Genomic DNA, 17,339 nt, shown 5'->3' on the forward strand with positions numbered 1-17,339 from the left:
GAACGGTTGTGGGCGCACCTTTCCAGGCGCGCCCACAACCGTTTCTTCCTTCCTGCGAGGATCAGCCGGCCCAGACGTCCTCGACGTAGCGGCCGGATCCTACGAGCGCGGCGAGCCAGGCCACGGCCCGCTCGTCACTCTCACCGGTCCGTTCGCGGTAGATCGCCATGAACGCCTCCCGTACGGCGGGGGCCATGCGACGGCCGTCGCCGCAGATGTAGACGCGGCCACCGGCTTCCAGGACCGACCACACCTCCTCGCTCTCGCGGGCGATGCGCTCCTGGACGAAACGGGCGCCGTTCTCGGGCGCGTGCATGAAGGTGGGACGCATGCTGACGGCGCCGTCCGCCTCGGCCGCCTCGAACTCCTCCCGGTGCAGGAAGTCCACGTCGGGGTGGTCGCAGCCGAAGTAGCAGAGCAGGGTGCCGGTCGAGCCCGTGTGGTGGCGGTCCAGGACGGCTCCGCGGAAGGGCGCGAGTCCGGTGCCCGCGCTGACCAGGATCACCGGCACGGAGGTGTCCTCGGGGAGGCGGAAGGACACGCTGCACGGCAGGACCCGGGCCTGGATCACGTCGCCCGCGTTCACGGTCTGCAGGAAGTGCGAGGCGATGCCCCGGAAGGTGCCCTCGCCCGCCCTGTGGGGCGCTGCGAGCAGCGACACCATCAGGTCGGCCTCGCCGGGCCGGGCCGCGGCCGACGACGAGATCGAGTAGTGCCGGGGGCGCAGTACCGGCAGCAGCTCCAGGAAGCGCTCGAAGGGCAGCTCGCACGCGCGGTAGCGCTCCAGGAGGTCCAGGACGCTGAGCCCCGCGACGGTCACCTGCTCCCGGAAGGTCTCGGGATCGGCGGTGGCGAGGGCGGTGAGCGGCTGCTTCTCGGGCGGGCAGTCGGTGTGCTCGGCGAGCACGGCGACCTGCTCCTGGGCGGCCGCGTCCTGGAGCTCGACGAAGTCGGTGAGCAGGCGGCGCAGGGTCAGCGGCCGGTCCACGGGCAGGGCGCCCCGGCTCCGGCGGCGGGCGCGCAGCCGGACGGTGCGGTCCAGGTCGAGGCCGAAGCGGTCGGCGACGCGCCGGACGAGATCCTCGGGATTGCTGGGCAGGACGGCCAGGTGGTCGGCGGTGCGGTAGGTGACGCCCTCGGGCAGCCGGAGCCGCAGGAACCGCTTGGAGCGGCCCAGTTCGTGGTCGGTGTCGACGAGTTCGTACGCTTCGAGGACCTCCATCGGCTGGACGCCGTGGCGCTCGGCGAGACCTCCGAGGACCGACTCCGAGGTGTCCTCCAGCTCGTACAGCCCTTCCCCCTCCACCTCATGTGCGGGGGCGGCCGCTTCACCGGCGACCGCCTCGCCGTACTCCTCCAGGAGCGCCTTCCACAGGTCTTCCGTCCACTGGTCGACCGCTCCGCCGAAGTCGCCGGAGGCGTCGGCGCTGCCGCGCTCCAGGAGCGGGACGGCGCCGGCGGCGGTCAGGCGCTCGTCGATCAGGGTGGGGATCCGCTGGTAGGTGGCGGCCCAGTTGCGGTCGCCGACACCGAGGACGGCGTAGCGCAGGCCGGTGAGCGAGCCGGGGGCGAGGTTCTCCAGGGAGGCGACGAACTCGGCGGCGTCGTCCGTCGGGCGGCCGTTGTAGGAGGCGGCGACGATGACGACGGGTCCCTTGGAGCCGGCCAACCGCTCGGTGTACTGGTCGAGGGAGGTGACGGTCGGGGCGAAGCCGTGCTCCTCGCCGTCCGTGCCGAGGTCGCGTGCGATGCCGGCGCAGGTGCCGAGGTTGGAGCCGTGGAGCAGCGTCAGCGCGGTCCCGCTCGCCCGGCGCGTCACGGCCGCGGTCCGGCCCGCGGTGGGGGCCGCCGCCGCGGCGGCGGGCAGGCGCCGTTCGTCACTGGTGCGGCGGGCGAGCCTCAGGCTGAACCCGTCAGGCTTGATGGTCAGGGTCGACTTGATCTTCATCTGGTAGTCGGTGTGGTCGATCAGGCGGTAGCGGTGCACCAGCAGGCCGAGCAGCAGGGTAGCCTCGTGCAGCGCGAACTGCCGCCCGATGCAGGCCCGTTCGCCGCTGCCGAACGGCTTGAAGGCGTGCACCGAACGGGCCGCCTCCCGCTCGGGCGTGAAGCGCTCGGGATCGAACAGCTCGACGTTCTCCCCCCAGGCCGCGTCGCGGTGCAGGGCCGAGGCGATCACCATCAGCGACTCGCCCTTGCGTACGGGGTACTTGCCGCCGATGACGGTGTCCTCGATCGGCTCGACGGCGTACGCGGGCGCCGTCGGCCACAGTCGCAGGCTCTCGTTGAGCACCTGGCGGATGTAGGTGAGCTTGCCGATGTCGCCGTACTGGGGGTCCGGGGATTCGGTGTCGCCCCACAGGGCGTCCACCTCGGCCTGGGCCCGGGCGAGGACCTCCGGGTGCTTGGTCAGGTAGTACAGGGCGAAGGAGAGCGCGCTGCTGGTGGTCTCGTGGCCGGCGATCAGGAAGGTGATCACCTGGTGCCGGATGTTGACGTCGTCCAGCGGCTCGCCGGTGACGGGGTCCTTCGTGTGCAGCATCAGCCCCATCAGGTCGTCCGTGCTGGTGTCGCCGGAGGCGCGGCGCTCCCTGATCACGTCGTCGACGAGCTCCGTCATCAGGTCGATGTCCGCGCGGAACTGCTCGACCTTCTTCCTCTTGAACAGCTCGGAGCCCGGGATGGACTCGCCCTTCTCCTGGGCGAAGACGAGAGCCCGGGACATCGCCTCGACGAACGGGTGCAGGTCGTCGCGGCGGAAGGACTCGAAGTCGTAGCCGAAGCCGCACAGGCCGATCGTGTCGAAGGTCAGCCGGGTCATCTCGTCGGGCACGTCCACCGACTGCACCCCGGCCAGCCGGTCCCACTTGCCGATCAGCGACCGGGCGACCTGGAGCATGGGGGCGTGGTAGCTGCGCATCGAGCCGAGTGAGAACGCGGGCATCAGGATGTCGTGGGCCTTGCGCCAGTTCGGCTCGTGGTTGTAGGCGGTGAACAGACCGTCCCCGGCCAGAGCCCGGACCTCGACCAGGTCGGCGTGCACGTGCTTGCGGAAGCGGGTCTCGTCCGACAGCTCGGTCACGAGGTCCAGACCGCCGACCATGACGGTGTCCCTCCCGAAGAGCCGCAGCCGGTACACGGGCCCGAATTCCCTGAACTCCTTCAGCAGGTAGGCCAGGAAGTCCGCGCCCGCCGGAACGTTGAACGCGTGGCCTACGAGGGGCAGCGGGGGGCGCTCGGGGATCGCCCGCGCCGCGCCTACGGACACCTGAGTCATGAGCGTGCCTTTCGTTGCACTCCAGCAGTCACCAGCCAACATACATGCGACTTTGTCGAGTGAACATGTCGGATGACTGTACTGAACGACACAGTCGCAGGACGGAACTCGGAGCACTCCGCAAACGTCTGGCGGGAGCGGCTTGACAGATGACACCGTCAGTAGACACGGTTAATCGACATGGTCAGTCGACCATGTCGAGCGCCTGAGCTACGCACGCGCTTCCTTCATCGAGCACATCGAGGTCTCCGCATGAACACCATGCTGGCCGGGCGGCTGCGCCTGGACACCCGTACCTTCGCCGTCGAAGAGGTCCCGATCCCGGTCCCCGGCCCGGGCGAGGTCCTCGTGGAGGTGCGGGCCGCCGGCGTCTGCCTGTCCGACATCCATCTGATCGACGGCAGCCTGAGCCCCTTCTTCCCCACCGACGCCGTCACGAAGGCGGGCGCCGTCACCCTCGGCCACGAGGTCGCCGGAGTCGTCCACACCCTCGGCCCGGACGTGAAGGGCGACTGGACGCCCGGACAGCGCGTGGTCCTCCAGGCCGGCGAGGCCTGCGGCGACTGCGGCGGCTGCCTGCGACGGATGACGTGCCACCGGCCGATCACCCGCGGCCTCGACTACGACGGCGGCTGGGCGCAGTACGCGATCGCCCGCGAGGGCACGTTGCTGCCCATCCCGGACGACCTGCCCTTCGACCAGGCCGCGATCATCCCCGACGCGGTCTCCACCCCGTACGCCGCGATCGTGGGCACCGGCGCGGTCCGCCCCGCCCAGTCGGTCGGCATCTGGGGCGCGGGCGGCCTCGGCGCCCACGCCGTGCGGCTCGCCCGGATGGTCGGCGCGGCCCCGATCCTCGCGATCGACCCGCTGCCCTCGGCCCGCGAGCGGGCCCTCCTCTTCGGCGCGGACGTCGCCCTCGACCCCCTCGCCCCGGACTTCGCGGAGGCGGTGCGGGAGGCGACGGCCGGGCGCGGCCTCGACGTCGCCTTCGACTTCGCCGGCGTGGGCGCCGCCCGCGCCCAGGCCGCGTCCGTCCTCGGTCCCTTCGGTTCGCTCGTCCTCGCCGGACTCACCCCGGAGCCGGTCACGATCGCCGACAGCATCGGATTCTGCTTCAACGTCAACCAGGTCCGCGGCCACTACGGCTCCGAGCCGGAGCACGTGGAACAGCTCGTCGGCCTGGCGGCCGCCGGACGGATCGACCTCGGCCCCTCCGTCAGCGCCCACGTCCCGCTGGCGGAAGCCGCGGAGGCCGTCGCCCGCCTGGAGAAGAAGAACGGGGACCCGATCCGCCTCGTGCTCACCCCCTGAGCACGAAGGGCGGTGGCCGGCTCACTCCGCACGCGCGGACGAACCGGCTACCGCCCCACCATCGCCCGAGGACCGCCGGCACCTGTCAGACGCCCTGCCCACTGTCCAGTGCTGCGACCATGCCGGCCACGATCACCGTGTTGAAGACGAACGCGATGGTCGCGTTGGCCGCCACCGTCCGGCGCATCTCCCTCGACATCACCGTGACGTCCGTCGTCCCGAATGTCGTCATGACCGACAGGGCGAAGTACACGTAGTCAGCCCAAGCCGCCGTCTCCCCACCCGGGAAGTCCAGCGCCGCCTCGTCCTCCACGAGGTTGTCGGCATGGAACGCGACCGCGAAGGCGACCAGAACGCAGATCCAGGCGACGACGACGAGACCGAGCGCCATCAGAACCCGCGCGCCCGCCGGGAAGGCGGAACCCAGATGCCCGGGACGCCACACCGCCGACACCACGAGCGCCGCCGACGCGATGAGGACCGACACGCCGGGGCCCGGCGCGGTCCCCAGAAGGTAACGCTGCAGCACCGTCCCACGCTCCTCCCTCCTGGCCCAGAAGCGGATCCGTTCCGGCGGCGCGGCCGAAAAGGCTCTCAGCGTGACCACCAGGTAGCAGATCAGGTAGGCGAACAGTGCCACCACGCCCAGATCGGCACTGGAGGCGGACACGGACCCCGGCGCGAGAACCCCCAGCAGGCCGAGGAGCGCGGCGACGCACGCCCCGACGACCGTACTCACCGCGGACCGGCGACGCTCGGAGAGCCATGAATGCACCGGCCGCGCCTCCTCTCGAACGTCCCCGCGCATGCGACGACAACCGCCCGGCCCCGCAAAGGAATGTGGAACAGAACGTGATCGTACGAAAGGGCGGCCATCCAAGGCCGCCGTCCACCGAACGACGCGCTGGTGGTGTGCACTCGCTTCCCGCCCCGCCGTACTTCCCCCTCCTCCGGACGCGTTCGCCGTCCATCTGCGTAAGCTGGTGCCGGGAACAACCGGGTGCTGGCCATCGCCAACGCAGGTTCCACACTCCGGTCACGAAAGACCGACCCTAAGACTCGTAAGAAACCGGGAATCAGGCCGCCTCCCAGAGCCCGGCGTCGAGGATCCGGGCGGCCTTGGTGATGCTGCCCGGCATCAGGTGACGGTAGGTGCGGTACGTCTCCTCGATGGACTTGTGGCCCATCCACTCCGCCACGTCGGTGATGGGGATGCCGTTGCCGAGGGCGTTCGAGGCGAAGTAGTGCCGGAAGCCGTACATCCCCACGCCTTGCTCTGGCGGGAGGTTCTCGAAGAGGCGCTTCACACGCCGCCGCTCCATCGGCTCCGTGTAGCAGCCACTGGGACCCCGCAGCAGATACCCGTCCCCTGTTGTGCCGTACTTCTCCGCGTAGCGCTCGATCGCCTCATGGACCGATCGGGGCAGAGGCACCTCGCGGAACTCCCCCGTCTTCCGGTGCTTCAGCTTCGCCGGCTTGTGCGTATTGGAATGGATCTGCTCGTCGACCCGGTACACGTCCTTGGCCACGACGTTGTTGACGTTCACCGCCCGCGCCTCGCCATTCCGGAGCCCGCATCCCGCCATCATGACGATCTCCAGCGCAAGGTCCGCATCGGCAACCGCCAACGCCCGCTTCACGTAGGTGAGCGAGGGAATGGCGACCTGCTCACGCACGTATTCCGGCTCCTGCACCCCCTTCACCGGGTCGTCCGCCATGGCCCCCTTGGCGTAGGCGTCCCGCAGGATGGTCTTGAGGACCCGGAATATGTTCACCTGGTTTCCCCGGCCGACTCCGTCGCTCTCCATCTCGTCCAGGAACCGCTCGACCACCATCGGCGTGACCGAGTTCAGCTTCCGCGATCCCAGGCGCGGGACGATGTGCACGTTGATCGAGCTGTCGACGTGCCAGCCAGTGGAGTAGTCGGTCATCTTGCGCTGCCGCGGCCGCCACTGCTTCGCGTATTCCTCGATCGTCTGCTGACCCAGTTCGCGGCGGGCCGCCGCCACGGACGGCGCCGTGGTCTTCTTCTCCGCGTAGAGCTGCGTGAGACGTTCGATCGCGTCGTCCTGCGTGCCGTAACCGGACTCCTCACGCTGCTTACCCAGCGCGTCCCGGAAACGGATCATGTACGGGTGAGGGCAGCGGGTGGGCTTCGCGCAGCCGCAGTCCTTGAAGAAGGACCCCATGCCGCGGGCGAGCTGTCGGGCCATGTCACGCACCATCCGTTCCAGCCCAAGAATCATGCTCAGGCACCGCATCGCAGGTCGGAGGTCAGCAAGCGGGGACACCATGCGGACGCATGCTGACCGTTTGCTGACCTGAGGGGGGCACATGATGCCCCTGACCTGCGGCGACGCCAAATAGTCAGATCTTGGACTTGAACAGAGTGCGCATCATCGAGGTACTCCTGGAGCTAGGCTCCCTGCCTGCGTTTTTGCAGGTCAAGGGCGGTTTCCCTACCTTACAACGAGTCGCATGTTCGGTCAGCTTTCACCAGGTTTTTGAGGACTGATGCTGACCAATTGCCGACTCTTCTGACGGACCGTCAGGTGACTGCAGGAGGGCTTCGCCAACCCCCCCTGAACCCCACCGCGACGACTGCACAAGCCTACGCAGCAGCCTCCGAAGGGTGCCCGTGATCACCGTCACTCTGGTGGTCCGGGAGGCCAGGAGCGAGGGCGGTCGCGAGGGATCCGGGCTGCATACCGACATGGGTCGATCGGCCCGGGCCCCTCCGCATCCCCCTCAAAGAAGGAGGCCCCCAATGGTTCAAGAGCAATCCGAGAGGCCGAGGCGGCGGGGCCGCATAGCCGCGAATCGCCGGTTAGCCAAACCGGCCATTCTCATGACCATGGCTCTAGCTCGTCCGGTGACTCCTGACGGTGACACAGGGCGGGCGTCAAGGACGTTTGGAATTCGGCCAGAGCTGAGCGCGAGTCGATGCCGCGACCAGGCTCAGGCCAGCCTCAAGGAGCCATCTTGCCCACCGTGGAACCGCAGTCGCACTCCGACGAGACCCGCACCGACATCAACTCGTCGGACAGGCGCCGCAGCGTCGAGCCCGTCCTTATGGACACTTCCGAGGTCGCCACGATGCTCAACATGTCCACGAGCCGGGTCTATAAGGAGGCATCGAAACTGGGCTCGAAGGGCTACAAGCTCGGCCGAGGCAGGAACGCCAAGGTGCTGTACAAGAAGGCCGAGATCTTCAAGTGGCTGGAGCAGCAGAAAATCCATTAGAGGCGTGCCGCCATGCTCACCGACACACCCCTTCCGGCATGCGGCCTGTGATTCCCCAAAGGGGGATCCCCCGAATCTCTGGAAGACCTTCTGGGCACTTCGCCGGCATCCCGATCAGCGCGCCCCCTGACCGACCCCGGACTCGCCGACACCCGACGACCGTCGATCCCGGGGCACCCCTTCCCGCCCGCCGACCGCTTGTCAAGACCCGGCTGTTCGGGCCGCCTGCCGTCATTGGGATCTATCTCCCGCTGGGTGCTGCTCTGACCTGTCGGACATGACGCGCGCGGCGCTTGCCGTGACGTTGCCGGCGGCGGCTTTACCTCTCTAGGGCGGATGTCCTAGAGTTCCGGCATCCGTCTAGGACATCCGTCCTAGGCGTGGGTGAGTGCCGCGAGGTGGATGCTGGTGGGTACGCGGGAGCAGATCGTGGACGCGGCGAACCGCTTGTTCTATGAGCAGGGGTTCGAGCGGACCTCGTTCGCCGCGATCGCTGAAACGGTCGGGATCTCCCGAGGGAACTTCTACTACCACTTCAAGACCAAGGACGAGATCCTCGAAGCGGTGATCGAGGCTCGCCTGGCAAGCACACGAGAGATGCTGGCCGAGTGGGGCGAGGGAGCATCTGCCCCACTGGAGCGGGTACGGCGGTTCGTCGAGATCGTCATCACCAACCAGGGCGACATCGAGAACTACGGATGTCCGGTCGGCACGCTGACCAACGAGCTGGCCAAGCTCGACCACCCCTCGCGCGCACACGCGGTCGGCGTGTTCGAGGTGTTCCGCACCTGGCTGCGTACGCAGTTCGAAGAACTCGGCAGGACGGCGGACGCCGACGACCTCGCCCTGCATGTCCTGACCTTCAGCCAGGGCGTCGCGACGCTGTCGAACGCCTTCCACGACCGCGACTTCGTTCACCGCGAGGTCGATCGACTCAACACCTGGTTGACCGAACAGTTCGTCACCCCCTGACCGGTCTGCCCCTCCGCACTGAACCCTGCCCGTCCACTTTTCGACCTTCCGTAAGGAGACCGACGTGTACGTCGTCCTGCTTCGCTTCTCTGCCAACAAGGCCGAGGCGCCCCAGCACATGGCCGGGCATCAAGACTGGATCCGCCGCGGCATGGACGACGGCGTGTTCCTCCTGGTCGGGAGCATCCGGCCCGGGCAGGGCGGCGCCGTGCTCGCCACGGGTCTCACGCCCGAGGCGCTCCAGGCTCGGGTTGCCGAGGATCCGTTCGTCGCCCACGACGTCGTGACCGCGGAGGTCATCGAAGTCGACCCGAACCTGACCGACCCGCGGCTGTCCTTCCTCACCAACTGACCGGACCGGGAAGCACGAAGGCACATGGACCTCTTCCTCGCCACCGATGGCCGGCCCCGCTGTGGCTGGGCTGGCGCCGCACCGGAGTTCCTCACCTATCACGACACCGAGTGGGGCTTCCCCGTAGCAGATGACCGGCGGCTGTTCGAGAAGATCAGCCTGGAAGGATTCCAGTCCGGCCTGAGCTGGCGCACGATCCTGACCAAGCGGGAGAACTTCCGACGCGCGTTCACCGGATTCGACTTCCACGCCGTGGCTGGTTTCGACGAGGCCGACGTCGAGCGGCTGCTCGGCGACAGCGGGATCGTCCGGCACCGGGGAAAGATCGAGGCCGTCATCAACAACGCCCGAAAGGCCGTCGAGCTCGAAGACGAGGCCGACTCACTGGCCGGTTTCTTCTGGCGCTACGAACCGGCCCCGGAGGAGCTCGACCCGCCTCAGACAGTCTCGACCTCGCCTGCCTCGGTCGCCTTGTCGAAGGAACTTAAGAAGCGCGGGTGGAAGTTCGTCGGACCGACGACCGTGTTCGCCTTCATGCAGGCCATGGGGCTGGTCAACGACCACGCCACCGGCTGCGTTGTCCGGTCCCTGGCCGCCGCCAGTCGCCGTACATTCACACCACCCCGGTAATCGGCGCCCCACCACAACGCGCCCTTGTCAGGCCCTGGGCGTACCGGACATCCGCTACGACTTCCACCGGCCCCGCGGACCGTCGGCGGCAGGTCCGTGACGCGTTGATCGATACCGCGGGGACGCTCCCAGCGCACCTGAGGCGTTCGCTGACCTGGGACCAGGGCATCAAGATGCGCCGACATACAGCCGGCCACGCAAAACGCTCGACTGGGATACCCCAGCCGAGCGCCTGCATCGACTCCTGGCGGCGTGAGAGCCGGTTCCTCATTCCAGCCCGACGGCTGATGGCCTACAGGCCGTGGCCGTGGATTCGGCCCATCGCACCCCGGTCGCCGGCGGACGGCTGACGGCGACCACCGTGGAGACGGTGCGGTTCACCCGCCCGGAGCGGATCGACTTCCGCCTGGTGCGCGGTCCCGTCCCGGCCGTTACCGAGTCGTTCAACCTCACCGAGCACGGCGTCGGTACGCGGCTGGTGTACGAGGGTGAGCTCGCCACCGATCTGTGGCGGGCCGGGCAGTGGTGGGGCGGCCTGGTCGCCCCACGGTGGGAGGCGACCGTCGCCGCGTCCCTGGCCTCGGTCCGGCAGGAGGCCGAACGGCGCACGGCCCTGCCCTGACCAGCTGCCGGACCGCGCCGGCGACCGTTAGAGGTGGGGTGCGGGCGGTCCATACGCGTGCATCGCGCCGGAAGGAGGCAGTTGGTCATGGCCAAGAGGCGAAACTGCCTGTCTGAACGGCAGCAGCCCAGGGAGCACCGACACGCCGATGGCCACGCGGGCGAGCTCGAGGACCCGGCCGGGCTGGTCCGGCGGGCGGGGACCTGGCCGACCGAGGATGTCGCGGATAGCGATCTCGGCCAGGCACATCGCCACATGGGTGGACCGGGGCCCTCGCCGTCGCGGCGCTCAATCGCCGGACGTGTGCCCTCGGCCCGGCACCTCGGGCGCCCTCGCGGCCTCGGCCTCGGCCTTCGCGTCGCTCACTACGGCGGCGGCCTGCTTCGCGACCTCATCGGCAGCCGCGGCAGCGTCGAGCGGAAGCGGCGAGCCTGCCTCGAGCTCCGGAGCCCCGTCTTCGTCCGCCGCACCGTCGGCATCGGCAGTGGTTGCTTCCTCCGGTTGCGTAGATGCGGGAAGACCCATCGTCGACTGATCGCCGAACGCGTGGGTGACGGCGCGAACTGCCTCGGTCAGCTCCCCCGGGATCACCCAGAACGTGTTGTTGTCACTCTTCGCCAGATGCGGGAGCGTCTCGAGGTACTTGTAGGCCAGGATCTTCGGGTCGGCGTTGTTGCGATGGACGGCCTGGAAGACGCGCTCCACCGCCTTCGCCTCGCCGTCCGCCCGCAAGATCATGGCTTGCTGTGTGCCCTGTGCTTCCAGGATGTCCTTCTGCTTCGTGCCCTCCGCGGTGAGAATCTTGGCTTGCCGCTCGCCTTCGGCGTGCAGGATGGCGGCGCGCTTGTCACGCTCGGCCCGCATCTGCTTCTCCATGGCCTCTTTGATGGTGTGCGGTGGGTCGATGGCCTTGATCTCGACGCGGTTGACCCGGATGCCCCACTTGCCGGTGGCGTCGTCGAGGACGGTGCGGAGCCGGGTGTTGATCTCCTCGCGTGAGGTGAGCGTCTGCTCCAGGTCCATGGAGCCGATGACGTTCCGCAGGGTGGTCACGGTGAGCTGATCGATGGCATGCAGGTAGTCAGCGACCTCGTAGGCCGCCGCCCGTGGGTCGGTGATCTGGTAGTAGAGGACGGTGTCGATGTTCACCACGAGGTTGTCCTCGGTGATCACCGGCTTGGGCTCGGACGAATAGACCTGTTCGCGCACGTCGAGTTTGGTGTTGACACGGTCCGCCACCGGCAGGACGAAGTTCAGGCCGGGTTGCAGCGTCCGGCGATACCGGCCGAACCGCTCGATGTTGTACCGGCGCGCCTGCGGAACGATCCGCACCGTGGCAGCCACGAGGAAGGCGACAACAATCGCCGCCACAAGAATCGGGATGACAACCGGATCCACAATTCCTCCGTTGGGACGTGTTCAGCCGTTCACGGAAGCAGTTCGCGGGGGTAGACGACAGCCGTAGCGCCTTCGATCTCCATGACATCCACCAGCGCGCCCACCGGGATCACAAGGCTTTCGTCGAGAGCGCGAGCGGACCACTCCTCACCAGAGATCTTGATCAGGCCGCGGGTCGCGGTGACCTCCTGCATCACCTCGGCCCTCTTGCCGATCAGCGCATCGCTTCCCTCACGCGTGAGGGGTGCCTTCGCCATTTGCCGCAGCGCGACAGGACGGACGATGAGGAGACCAGCTGCCGCTGTGACTCCGAACGCCACAAGCTGACCAAGGAGACCGATGCCCACACCAGCAACCACAGCAGCGACCAGGGCAGCGCCCGCCAGCAGCCCGAAAACCAGCGTCAGGGTGAAAAACTCCGCGGCACCGAGCACCCCGGCGGCGAGCATCCATACGAACCAAGGCATCGAGTCAGCCTCCTCCAGGAGACCTACCCACGAACAAATCACCCGGAACCCTGACAGAAGGGTCCCGTCCGGCCCGGGCCGCGATCAGGACGCCCAGACGGCGACAGGGGGCCCTACCCGCTTTCGGTGCCGGTTCGGCCCGGCGAACATTGATACCGGAAGCAGGCTGACGAGGACCACGACAGCCGCTGGTTCGTCCCGTCAGGGCAGTGGGCCCTCGCCACTCGGGCACAGTGCCGGTCCGTCGGTCTCCTGCAGCCAGAGAAGGATCAGATGCGGGTCAGTTCGGCGGCGCCGAAGGAGACGTCGAAGCGGTCGCACCAGATGCTGACGCTGGTGTACTTCGTGAGGTCGGTGCCCTCGGGCAGGGCGTAGTTCTGGTCCCCCTTGTTCCCCTTGAGCTTTCCGAGGCTCAGGTAGCGGCCGTCGTCGAAGACGTGCCATCCGGCCTCACCCTGCTTCACGGGGGCGTCGGTCAGCCAGACCCGGAGGTCCGGGCCGTTGCTGGTGTCCAGGTTCTCCAGACGGAGCGTGTGTGTGCCGTCCGGGAGGCGGACGAGCTTCACGGTGCCGGAGGTGGTGTGCTCGTGGCTGATCAGCTCGCCCGAGGCCACCGTCCGGGGCGCGGCCGGGGTGGGGGCGACGGAGGCGGCGGGACGCTGGGGCGAGGCAGCGCTCGCCGTGGGGGCCGCCGCCGTGGGCAGGTCTTCACGGACGGTCTCGTCCACGAAGAGTTTCCAGGGCTGGAACCAGACCAGGCCGACGCCGAGCCCCACCAGCACCACGGCCACGACTCCCATGGTGATCCCGCGACGCGACACCGTGACCATGTTCCCGCTCCCTGATCCATTCGATTCTTGTACGTCGGTCATTCAACGCGCCCCGACACGCGCCTGTCCCGGAACGTCTGGTGACGATTCCCTTACGACGACCGGCCGGTGACGGCATCGAGGGCGGCGCCCACGGTCCGGGCCAGCTCGTCCGCGCTCGTGCCGGCACGGGAACGCAGGTTCACCCCGTACGCGACCAGCGCCAGGACCTCGGCTCCGGCGGCCGGATCGGTGCCGGGGGCCAGCTGGCCGTGGGTCTCGGCGGTCCGCAGTGCCGCGTGCAGGGCGTCGCGCAGCCGCTGATGCTGCCGGTCGAGGAGGGCGCGCACCTCGGGGTCGGTGTTCTCAGCGCCCGTGTGCGCGTTGGAGACCATGCAGCCCCACCCGGCGTACTCCCCGGTGCAGCGCGTCTCGATCAGCCCGGCGAAGAAGTCGGTGATGGCGGGCAGGCCGCGCTCGTCCTCCGCGAGGCGGCCCAGCGTGGGGCGCGAGCGGTCGGTGACGTAGCGCTCCAGTGCGGCCATGTAGAGCTGCTGCTTGCCGCCGAAGGTGGCGTACAGGCTGGAGCGGTTGAGCCCGGTCGCGGTCACGATGTCCTGGATGCCGGTGGAGGCCACGCCCTGCCGCCAGAACAGCCGCACGACCGTCTCCAGGGCGGCGTCCTGATCGAAGTGCTTGACGTCGGCCATGCCACTCCCTGTCCGTCATCTTGAAACGAGAGTTCCAAGATATCGCGCCACGCGTTGACTTCGAGCGCACGCGAACCACTATCTTGAAACGATCGTTCCAAGAACCTGACAGCGACATGAGGAGAAACCTCCCGCCATGAGCCTCGACGCCGAACTCCGCGCCTTCTACGACAGCCGCCAGGAGCAGATCCCTGCCGACGTCCGCGCCATCATGAACCGCGCCGCCCAGGAACTCGCCGACTCCGGACAGGCCGAGCGCGCCCTGTCCGTCGGCGCCACCGCACCCGGATTCCGGCTGCCGACCGCGACCGGCACGACCCTCGCCCTCGACGAACTGCTCGCCGCCGGGCCCGTGGTGCTGACCTTCTACCGCGGCTCCTGGTGCCCCTACTGCAACATCGCCCTGCGCTCGCTCCAGCAGCACCACGACGAAATCACCGCGCGCGGCGCGCGCCTCGTGGCCGTCTCACCGCAGATCCCCGACGAGTCCCTCTCGCTCACAGAGAAGCACGAACTCGCCTTCGACGTCCTCAGCGACCTCGGCTCCGACACCGCCAAGCAGTACGGCCTCGCCTTCGACCTGCCCGACGACCTCGCCGCCGTCTACGACGGCTTCGGCATCGACCTCCAGCACGCCAACGGCGGCCACCCCCGCACCCTGCCGCTGCCCGCCACCTACGTCATCGACCGCGACTCCACGATCCGCTGGGCCTTCGTCACCAGCGACTACACCCAGCGCGCCGAACCCGCGGACATCCTCGCGGCCCTCGAAGCGATCAGCTGACACCGCCCCCACATCGGCGGGAACACGGGACGCTCGTGATGAGCGACAAACGTCCTCCGCGTTCCGATCACGACCCCTCCGCGCGGAATCGGGATCCATCCGGCTTCGTCGCGGAGGCGGTCGGCGTCAACAACGGTGATCCGACCGCGGGCGGGCCGGATCAGCCCGCGATCTGCCCCAGGTCCGCTCGGAGTCGTCTCCGGCGTGGCTCATGTGGTGCGGCTCCTCGCGTCGTCCCGGTGCCCACGGCGGGGGCATGTGTTCGACGTCTTCTGGTCGTAGCGTCCCGCGTCAGCGACATCTGCGGCCGGGCGTGGGGCACTCGTCGGTGCGACCTCGGCCGGCCTGCGGGCGGGTAGACACCGAGGACGCCCCGCGCCGACCTCGGTCGCAGCTGAACGGCGGAAGACACCTCCACCGCTACCGTTCTCGTGGTCCGGCGTGTGGAGGGGGTAGCCGGCAGAACACCGCACACTGCAGAGCCCGGACCAATCCGTCGCCGATGCGCTCAGGAACCTGCTCGTCGATGGGAGGTGGTGAAGGTCAGTACACGAGATCGACTGCTGGGCGCTGCCCCGCAGGTGCAGCACACCTCCTGGGCGACGGAGCCGGTCCGGGAAAGCCTGGACGGCCGGGGGAACGTAACTGTGCGATCGGACTGTGGGCAAGGGGTCATCGGAGTGGCCGAGGCTGGGGCAAGGTGCCCAGGAGTTCGGCGAGGCCGCGGCGGGTGGCGGCGATGACCACGCGGTCCTGGGGACGCAGGACATAGCCGGGGTGCAGGTCCCACAGGAGCTGAGGTTCGTCGCCTGCATGGTGTGAGGAGGCGAGGTCGGGGCGGCGCGCGGCCGGGGAGGCCGTGTCGAGGGCGAGGACGCGCCAGGCGCCGGCGCAGAAGGCATCGGCGACGGTGCGGCCTTCGAACTGCGGGTGGCCGGCAACGACAAGTGCGGCGAAGACCAGGACCTTGCGTTCGACGGGGATGGCACCGAGGATCTGGCGGCCCATCATCGCCCCGGCGAACGCGGGTGCGGCGAGGTGGGTGACGCTGCGGCTGCGGGTGAGGGCCTCGGGGTGGGCGGTGCGCAGGGTGCGGTAGACGGCGGTGGCGAAGTCGTCGTCGTACAGGCGAAGGGCGACGCGCAGGTCGGGGTTGACCGTACGGGCGTACAGCGTGCCCTCCAGGTTGGTGGTGTCGGAGCTGGTGAGGGCGAGCAGGGCGTGCGCCCGGTGGATCTTGGCGGCCTCCAGGACTCCGTCCTCTGTGACGTCGCCGAGGACGACGGGGATGCCGAGGCTGCGGGCGAGTGGGATGCCGCGGGCGTCGGGGTCCTCTTCGACGCAGACGACGGGGATGTCGAGTTCGCGAAGCCGGGCGAGGACCCGGGTGCCGATCTTGCCGAGGCCGAGGAGGACGACGTGGCCGGACAGGCCGCGGGGCGGCCGACGCAGAGCTCCGGCGGCGCGGAACGTGCCGAGTGCCTCCAGTGCCCCGGCAACGAGGAGTGGGAGCAGGGCGAGGCCGACGAGGCCGGACAGGAGTTGGAGGATCTGGTGGGTGACTGGCGCGCCGATTGCGGGGTCGTTGATCGAGAACAGGTCCAGCAGCGTGATGTAGGCGGCGTGCGCGGGGTCGGCGTCGGTGAGCAGCATCGTGGTGAGTGTCAGCGCGAGGACGGAGGCGACGATGCCGGCGAGTGCCCACCGCAGGCGGCTGGAGAAGAGCTCGCGCAGCGGCGCACCGCGGCGGGCCAGGCGCCGCGCGGACAGGGCGGGACCGGCGTACCGGACGGTCTCCAGGACCACGCTCCCTCGACCGGCCGCGCCCGCCACCGTCCGGTCGTCGGGCAGGAGGAGGGGCCCTGCGGGCCGCTGCCCTCCGAGCCCTCCGACCCCGCCGGGTCGGTGGTGGTGGACGACAGCAGGGCCAGGGTGCACAGGCCGGGGTCGGGTACCTCGCCGCGTCCGGGCGGGGTGCGTTCGGCGGCGCGCAGGAGTACGCCGTCGGCCTGGACGACCTTGCTCGTGCCGGCGACGGCGGTGGCGGCGAGCGCGGGGGCCGCGGTGTCCGCGTCCGACAGGACGGTGGTGGAGGCATCGAGCACGGCGCGGTCGATGCCCGGCGCGGCGACGAGGGCGGCCTGGTCGAGGAGTTCCTCCAGGTGCTGTCCGAGCTTGCGGTTGTACATGCGGACCACGAGCCGCAGTCCGGGGCTGAGGCGGCGGGCGGCGAGGGCGGCGCGGAGGTTGGTCTCGTCGTCCTCGTAGAGCAGGGCGAGGGCCGCGGCCCGGTCCACACCGGCCCGCAGCAGCGTCTCCTCGGTCGGCGCGGATGACACGACGTCACGCAGCGGCGGAGGCGCGCCGCCGAGCGTGTCCTCGACGGCAGGTCCGCCGGACCGGCGCAGCAGCCTCGCAGCACGGGACAGCACGGCGGGCTGCTCGCCCACCCGCTCCTCGACCTGGTCACCGGGAGCGACGAGAACGACCCGCTGGCGGTAGACGTCCAGCAGCTCGTCGGCGAGCCGGTGCGCGAGCCCGTCGTCGCCGCAGACCACCATGTGACCGCCGTCCCGTGGAACTCCGGCGTCCTGGTGCGGTAGCGCGATCATGATTCCCCCAGTGCCGAGATGGACCCGCCTGATCACGCGGGCGGATCAAGTGTCGGTCGTTCCCGCCCCGGTGTGCCTCGCACGCCGAGTGCGATGACGGGAGATCAGGGTTCGTACCAGCAGGACGAGGCATACGGCGGCGAGGACGC

General features: G+C 69.2%; 14 protein-coding genes and 1 pseudogene. 7 read left to right on the forward strand and 8 right to left on the reverse strand.

The window, feature by feature from the left end:
* Nucleotides 1-61 precede the first annotated feature (61 nt).
* Entirely contained in the window at nt 62-3,277 is a 3,216-nt protein-coding gene (locus N5875_RS03540) for a cytochrome P450 (protein WP_338491746.1), read from the reverse strand.
* Nucleotides 3,278-3,529: 252 nt separating this feature from the next.
* Here N5875_RS03540 and N5875_RS03545 point away from each other — a divergent pair, with 252 nt between their 5' ends.
* Nucleotides 3,530-4,591, forward strand: a complete 1,062-nt coding sequence (locus N5875_RS03545) for a zinc-binding dehydrogenase (protein ID WP_338491748.1) — start codon at nt 3,530-3,532, stop codon at nt 4,589-4,591.
* 85 nt (nt 4,592-4,676) lie between these two features.
* On the opposite strand, the gene N5875_RS03550 is transcribed toward N5875_RS03545, so the two are convergent.
* Nucleotides 4,677-5,366 carry a DUF1345 domain-containing protein gene (locus N5875_RS03550; RefSeq protein WP_338499076.1) on the reverse strand — a complete coding sequence of 230 codons (690 nt, stop codon included), beginning with the start codon at nt 5,364-5,366 and terminating at the stop codon, nt 4,677-4,679.
* 301 nt (nt 5,367-5,667) lie between these two features.
* A complete protein-coding gene (locus N5875_RS03555; protein WP_338491750.1) occupies nt 5,668-6,804 on the reverse strand; it encodes a tyrosine-type recombinase/integrase in 1,137 nt (378 codons plus the stop codon).
* Between the two features lie 778 nt (nt 6,805-7,582).
* Between N5875_RS03555 and N5875_RS03560 the strand changes: the two genes are divergently transcribed.
* The 5 genes from N5875_RS03560 to N5875_RS03580 all read left to right on the forward strand — a co-directional run bounded on the left by N5875_RS03560 (nt 7,583) and on the right by N5875_RS03580 (nt 10,410).
* A complete protein-coding gene (locus tag N5875_RS03560) occupies nt 7,583-7,834 on the forward strand; it encodes a helix-turn-helix domain-containing protein (RefSeq protein ID WP_338499077.1) in 252 nt (83 codons plus the stop codon).
* Between the two features lie 429 nt (nt 7,835-8,263).
* Nucleotides 8,264-8,806 carry a TetR/AcrR family transcriptional regulator gene (locus N5875_RS03565; RefSeq protein WP_338491752.1) on the forward strand — a complete coding sequence of 181 codons (543 nt, stop codon included), beginning with the start codon at nt 8,264-8,266 and terminating at the stop codon, nt 8,804-8,806.
* Between the two features lie 64 nt (nt 8,807-8,870).
* The gene (locus N5875_RS03570; RefSeq protein WP_338491753.1) at nt 8,871-9,158 is read left to right on the forward strand and encodes a hypothetical protein; all 288 of its coding nucleotides are present in this window, start codon (nt 8,871-8,873) and stop codon (nt 9,156-9,158) included.
* Between the two features lie 24 nt (nt 9,159-9,182).
* The gene (locus N5875_RS03575; RefSeq protein WP_338491754.1) at nt 9,183-9,788 is read left to right on the forward strand and encodes a DNA-3-methyladenine glycosylase I; all 606 of its coding nucleotides are present in this window, start codon (nt 9,183-9,185) and stop codon (nt 9,786-9,788) included.
* A gap of 301 nt (nt 9,789-10,089) precedes the next feature.
* On the forward strand, nt 10,090-10,410 hold the full coding sequence (locus N5875_RS03580; protein WP_338491756.1) for a hypothetical protein: 321 nt from the start codon (nt 10,090-10,092) through the stop codon (nt 10,408-10,410).
* Between the two features lie 288 nt (nt 10,411-10,698).
* Here N5875_RS03580 and N5875_RS03585 read toward each other — a convergent pair whose 3' ends face one another.
* From N5875_RS03585 to N5875_RS03600, 4 genes are all read right to left on the reverse strand, one after another.
* Nucleotides 10,699-11,808: an SPFH domain-containing protein gene (locus N5875_RS03585; RefSeq protein ID WP_338491757.1), complete on the reverse strand. Its 1,110-nt coding sequence runs from the start codon at nt 11,806-11,808 to the stop codon at nt 10,699-10,701.
* Nucleotides 11,809-11,837: 29 nt separating this feature from the next.
* Nucleotides 11,838-12,275, reverse strand: a complete 438-nt coding sequence (locus N5875_RS03590; RefSeq protein WP_338491759.1) for an NfeD family protein — start codon at nt 12,273-12,275, stop codon at nt 11,838-11,840.
* A 269-nt stretch (nt 12,276-12,544) separates the two neighbouring features.
* Entirely contained in the window at nt 12,545-13,105 is a 561-nt protein-coding gene (locus tag N5875_RS03595) for a DM13 domain-containing protein (RefSeq protein ID WP_338491761.1), read from the reverse strand.
* A gap of 92 nt (nt 13,106-13,197) precedes the next feature.
* Nucleotides 13,198-13,794, reverse strand: a complete 597-nt coding sequence (locus tag N5875_RS03600; protein ID WP_338491762.1) for a TetR/AcrR family transcriptional regulator — start codon at nt 13,792-13,794, stop codon at nt 13,198-13,200.
* Nucleotides 13,795-13,930: 136 nt separating this feature from the next.
* Here N5875_RS03600 and N5875_RS03605 point away from each other — a divergent pair, with 136 nt between their 5' ends.
* A complete protein-coding gene (locus N5875_RS03605; RefSeq protein WP_338491763.1) occupies nt 13,931-14,578 on the forward strand; it encodes a peroxiredoxin-like family protein in 648 nt (215 codons plus the stop codon).
* Nucleotides 14,579-15,250: 672 nt separating this feature from the next.
* Here N5875_RS03605 and N5875_RS03610 read toward each other — a convergent pair.
* A pseudogene (locus N5875_RS03610) lies at nt 15,251-17,139 on the reverse strand (NAD-binding protein).
* Nucleotides 17,140-17,339 lie beyond the last annotated feature (200 nt).

The organism is Streptomyces sp. SJL17-4 (assembly GCF_036826855.1).
Lineage (GTDB): Bacteria > Actinomycetota > Actinomycetes > Streptomycetales > Streptomycetaceae > Streptomyces.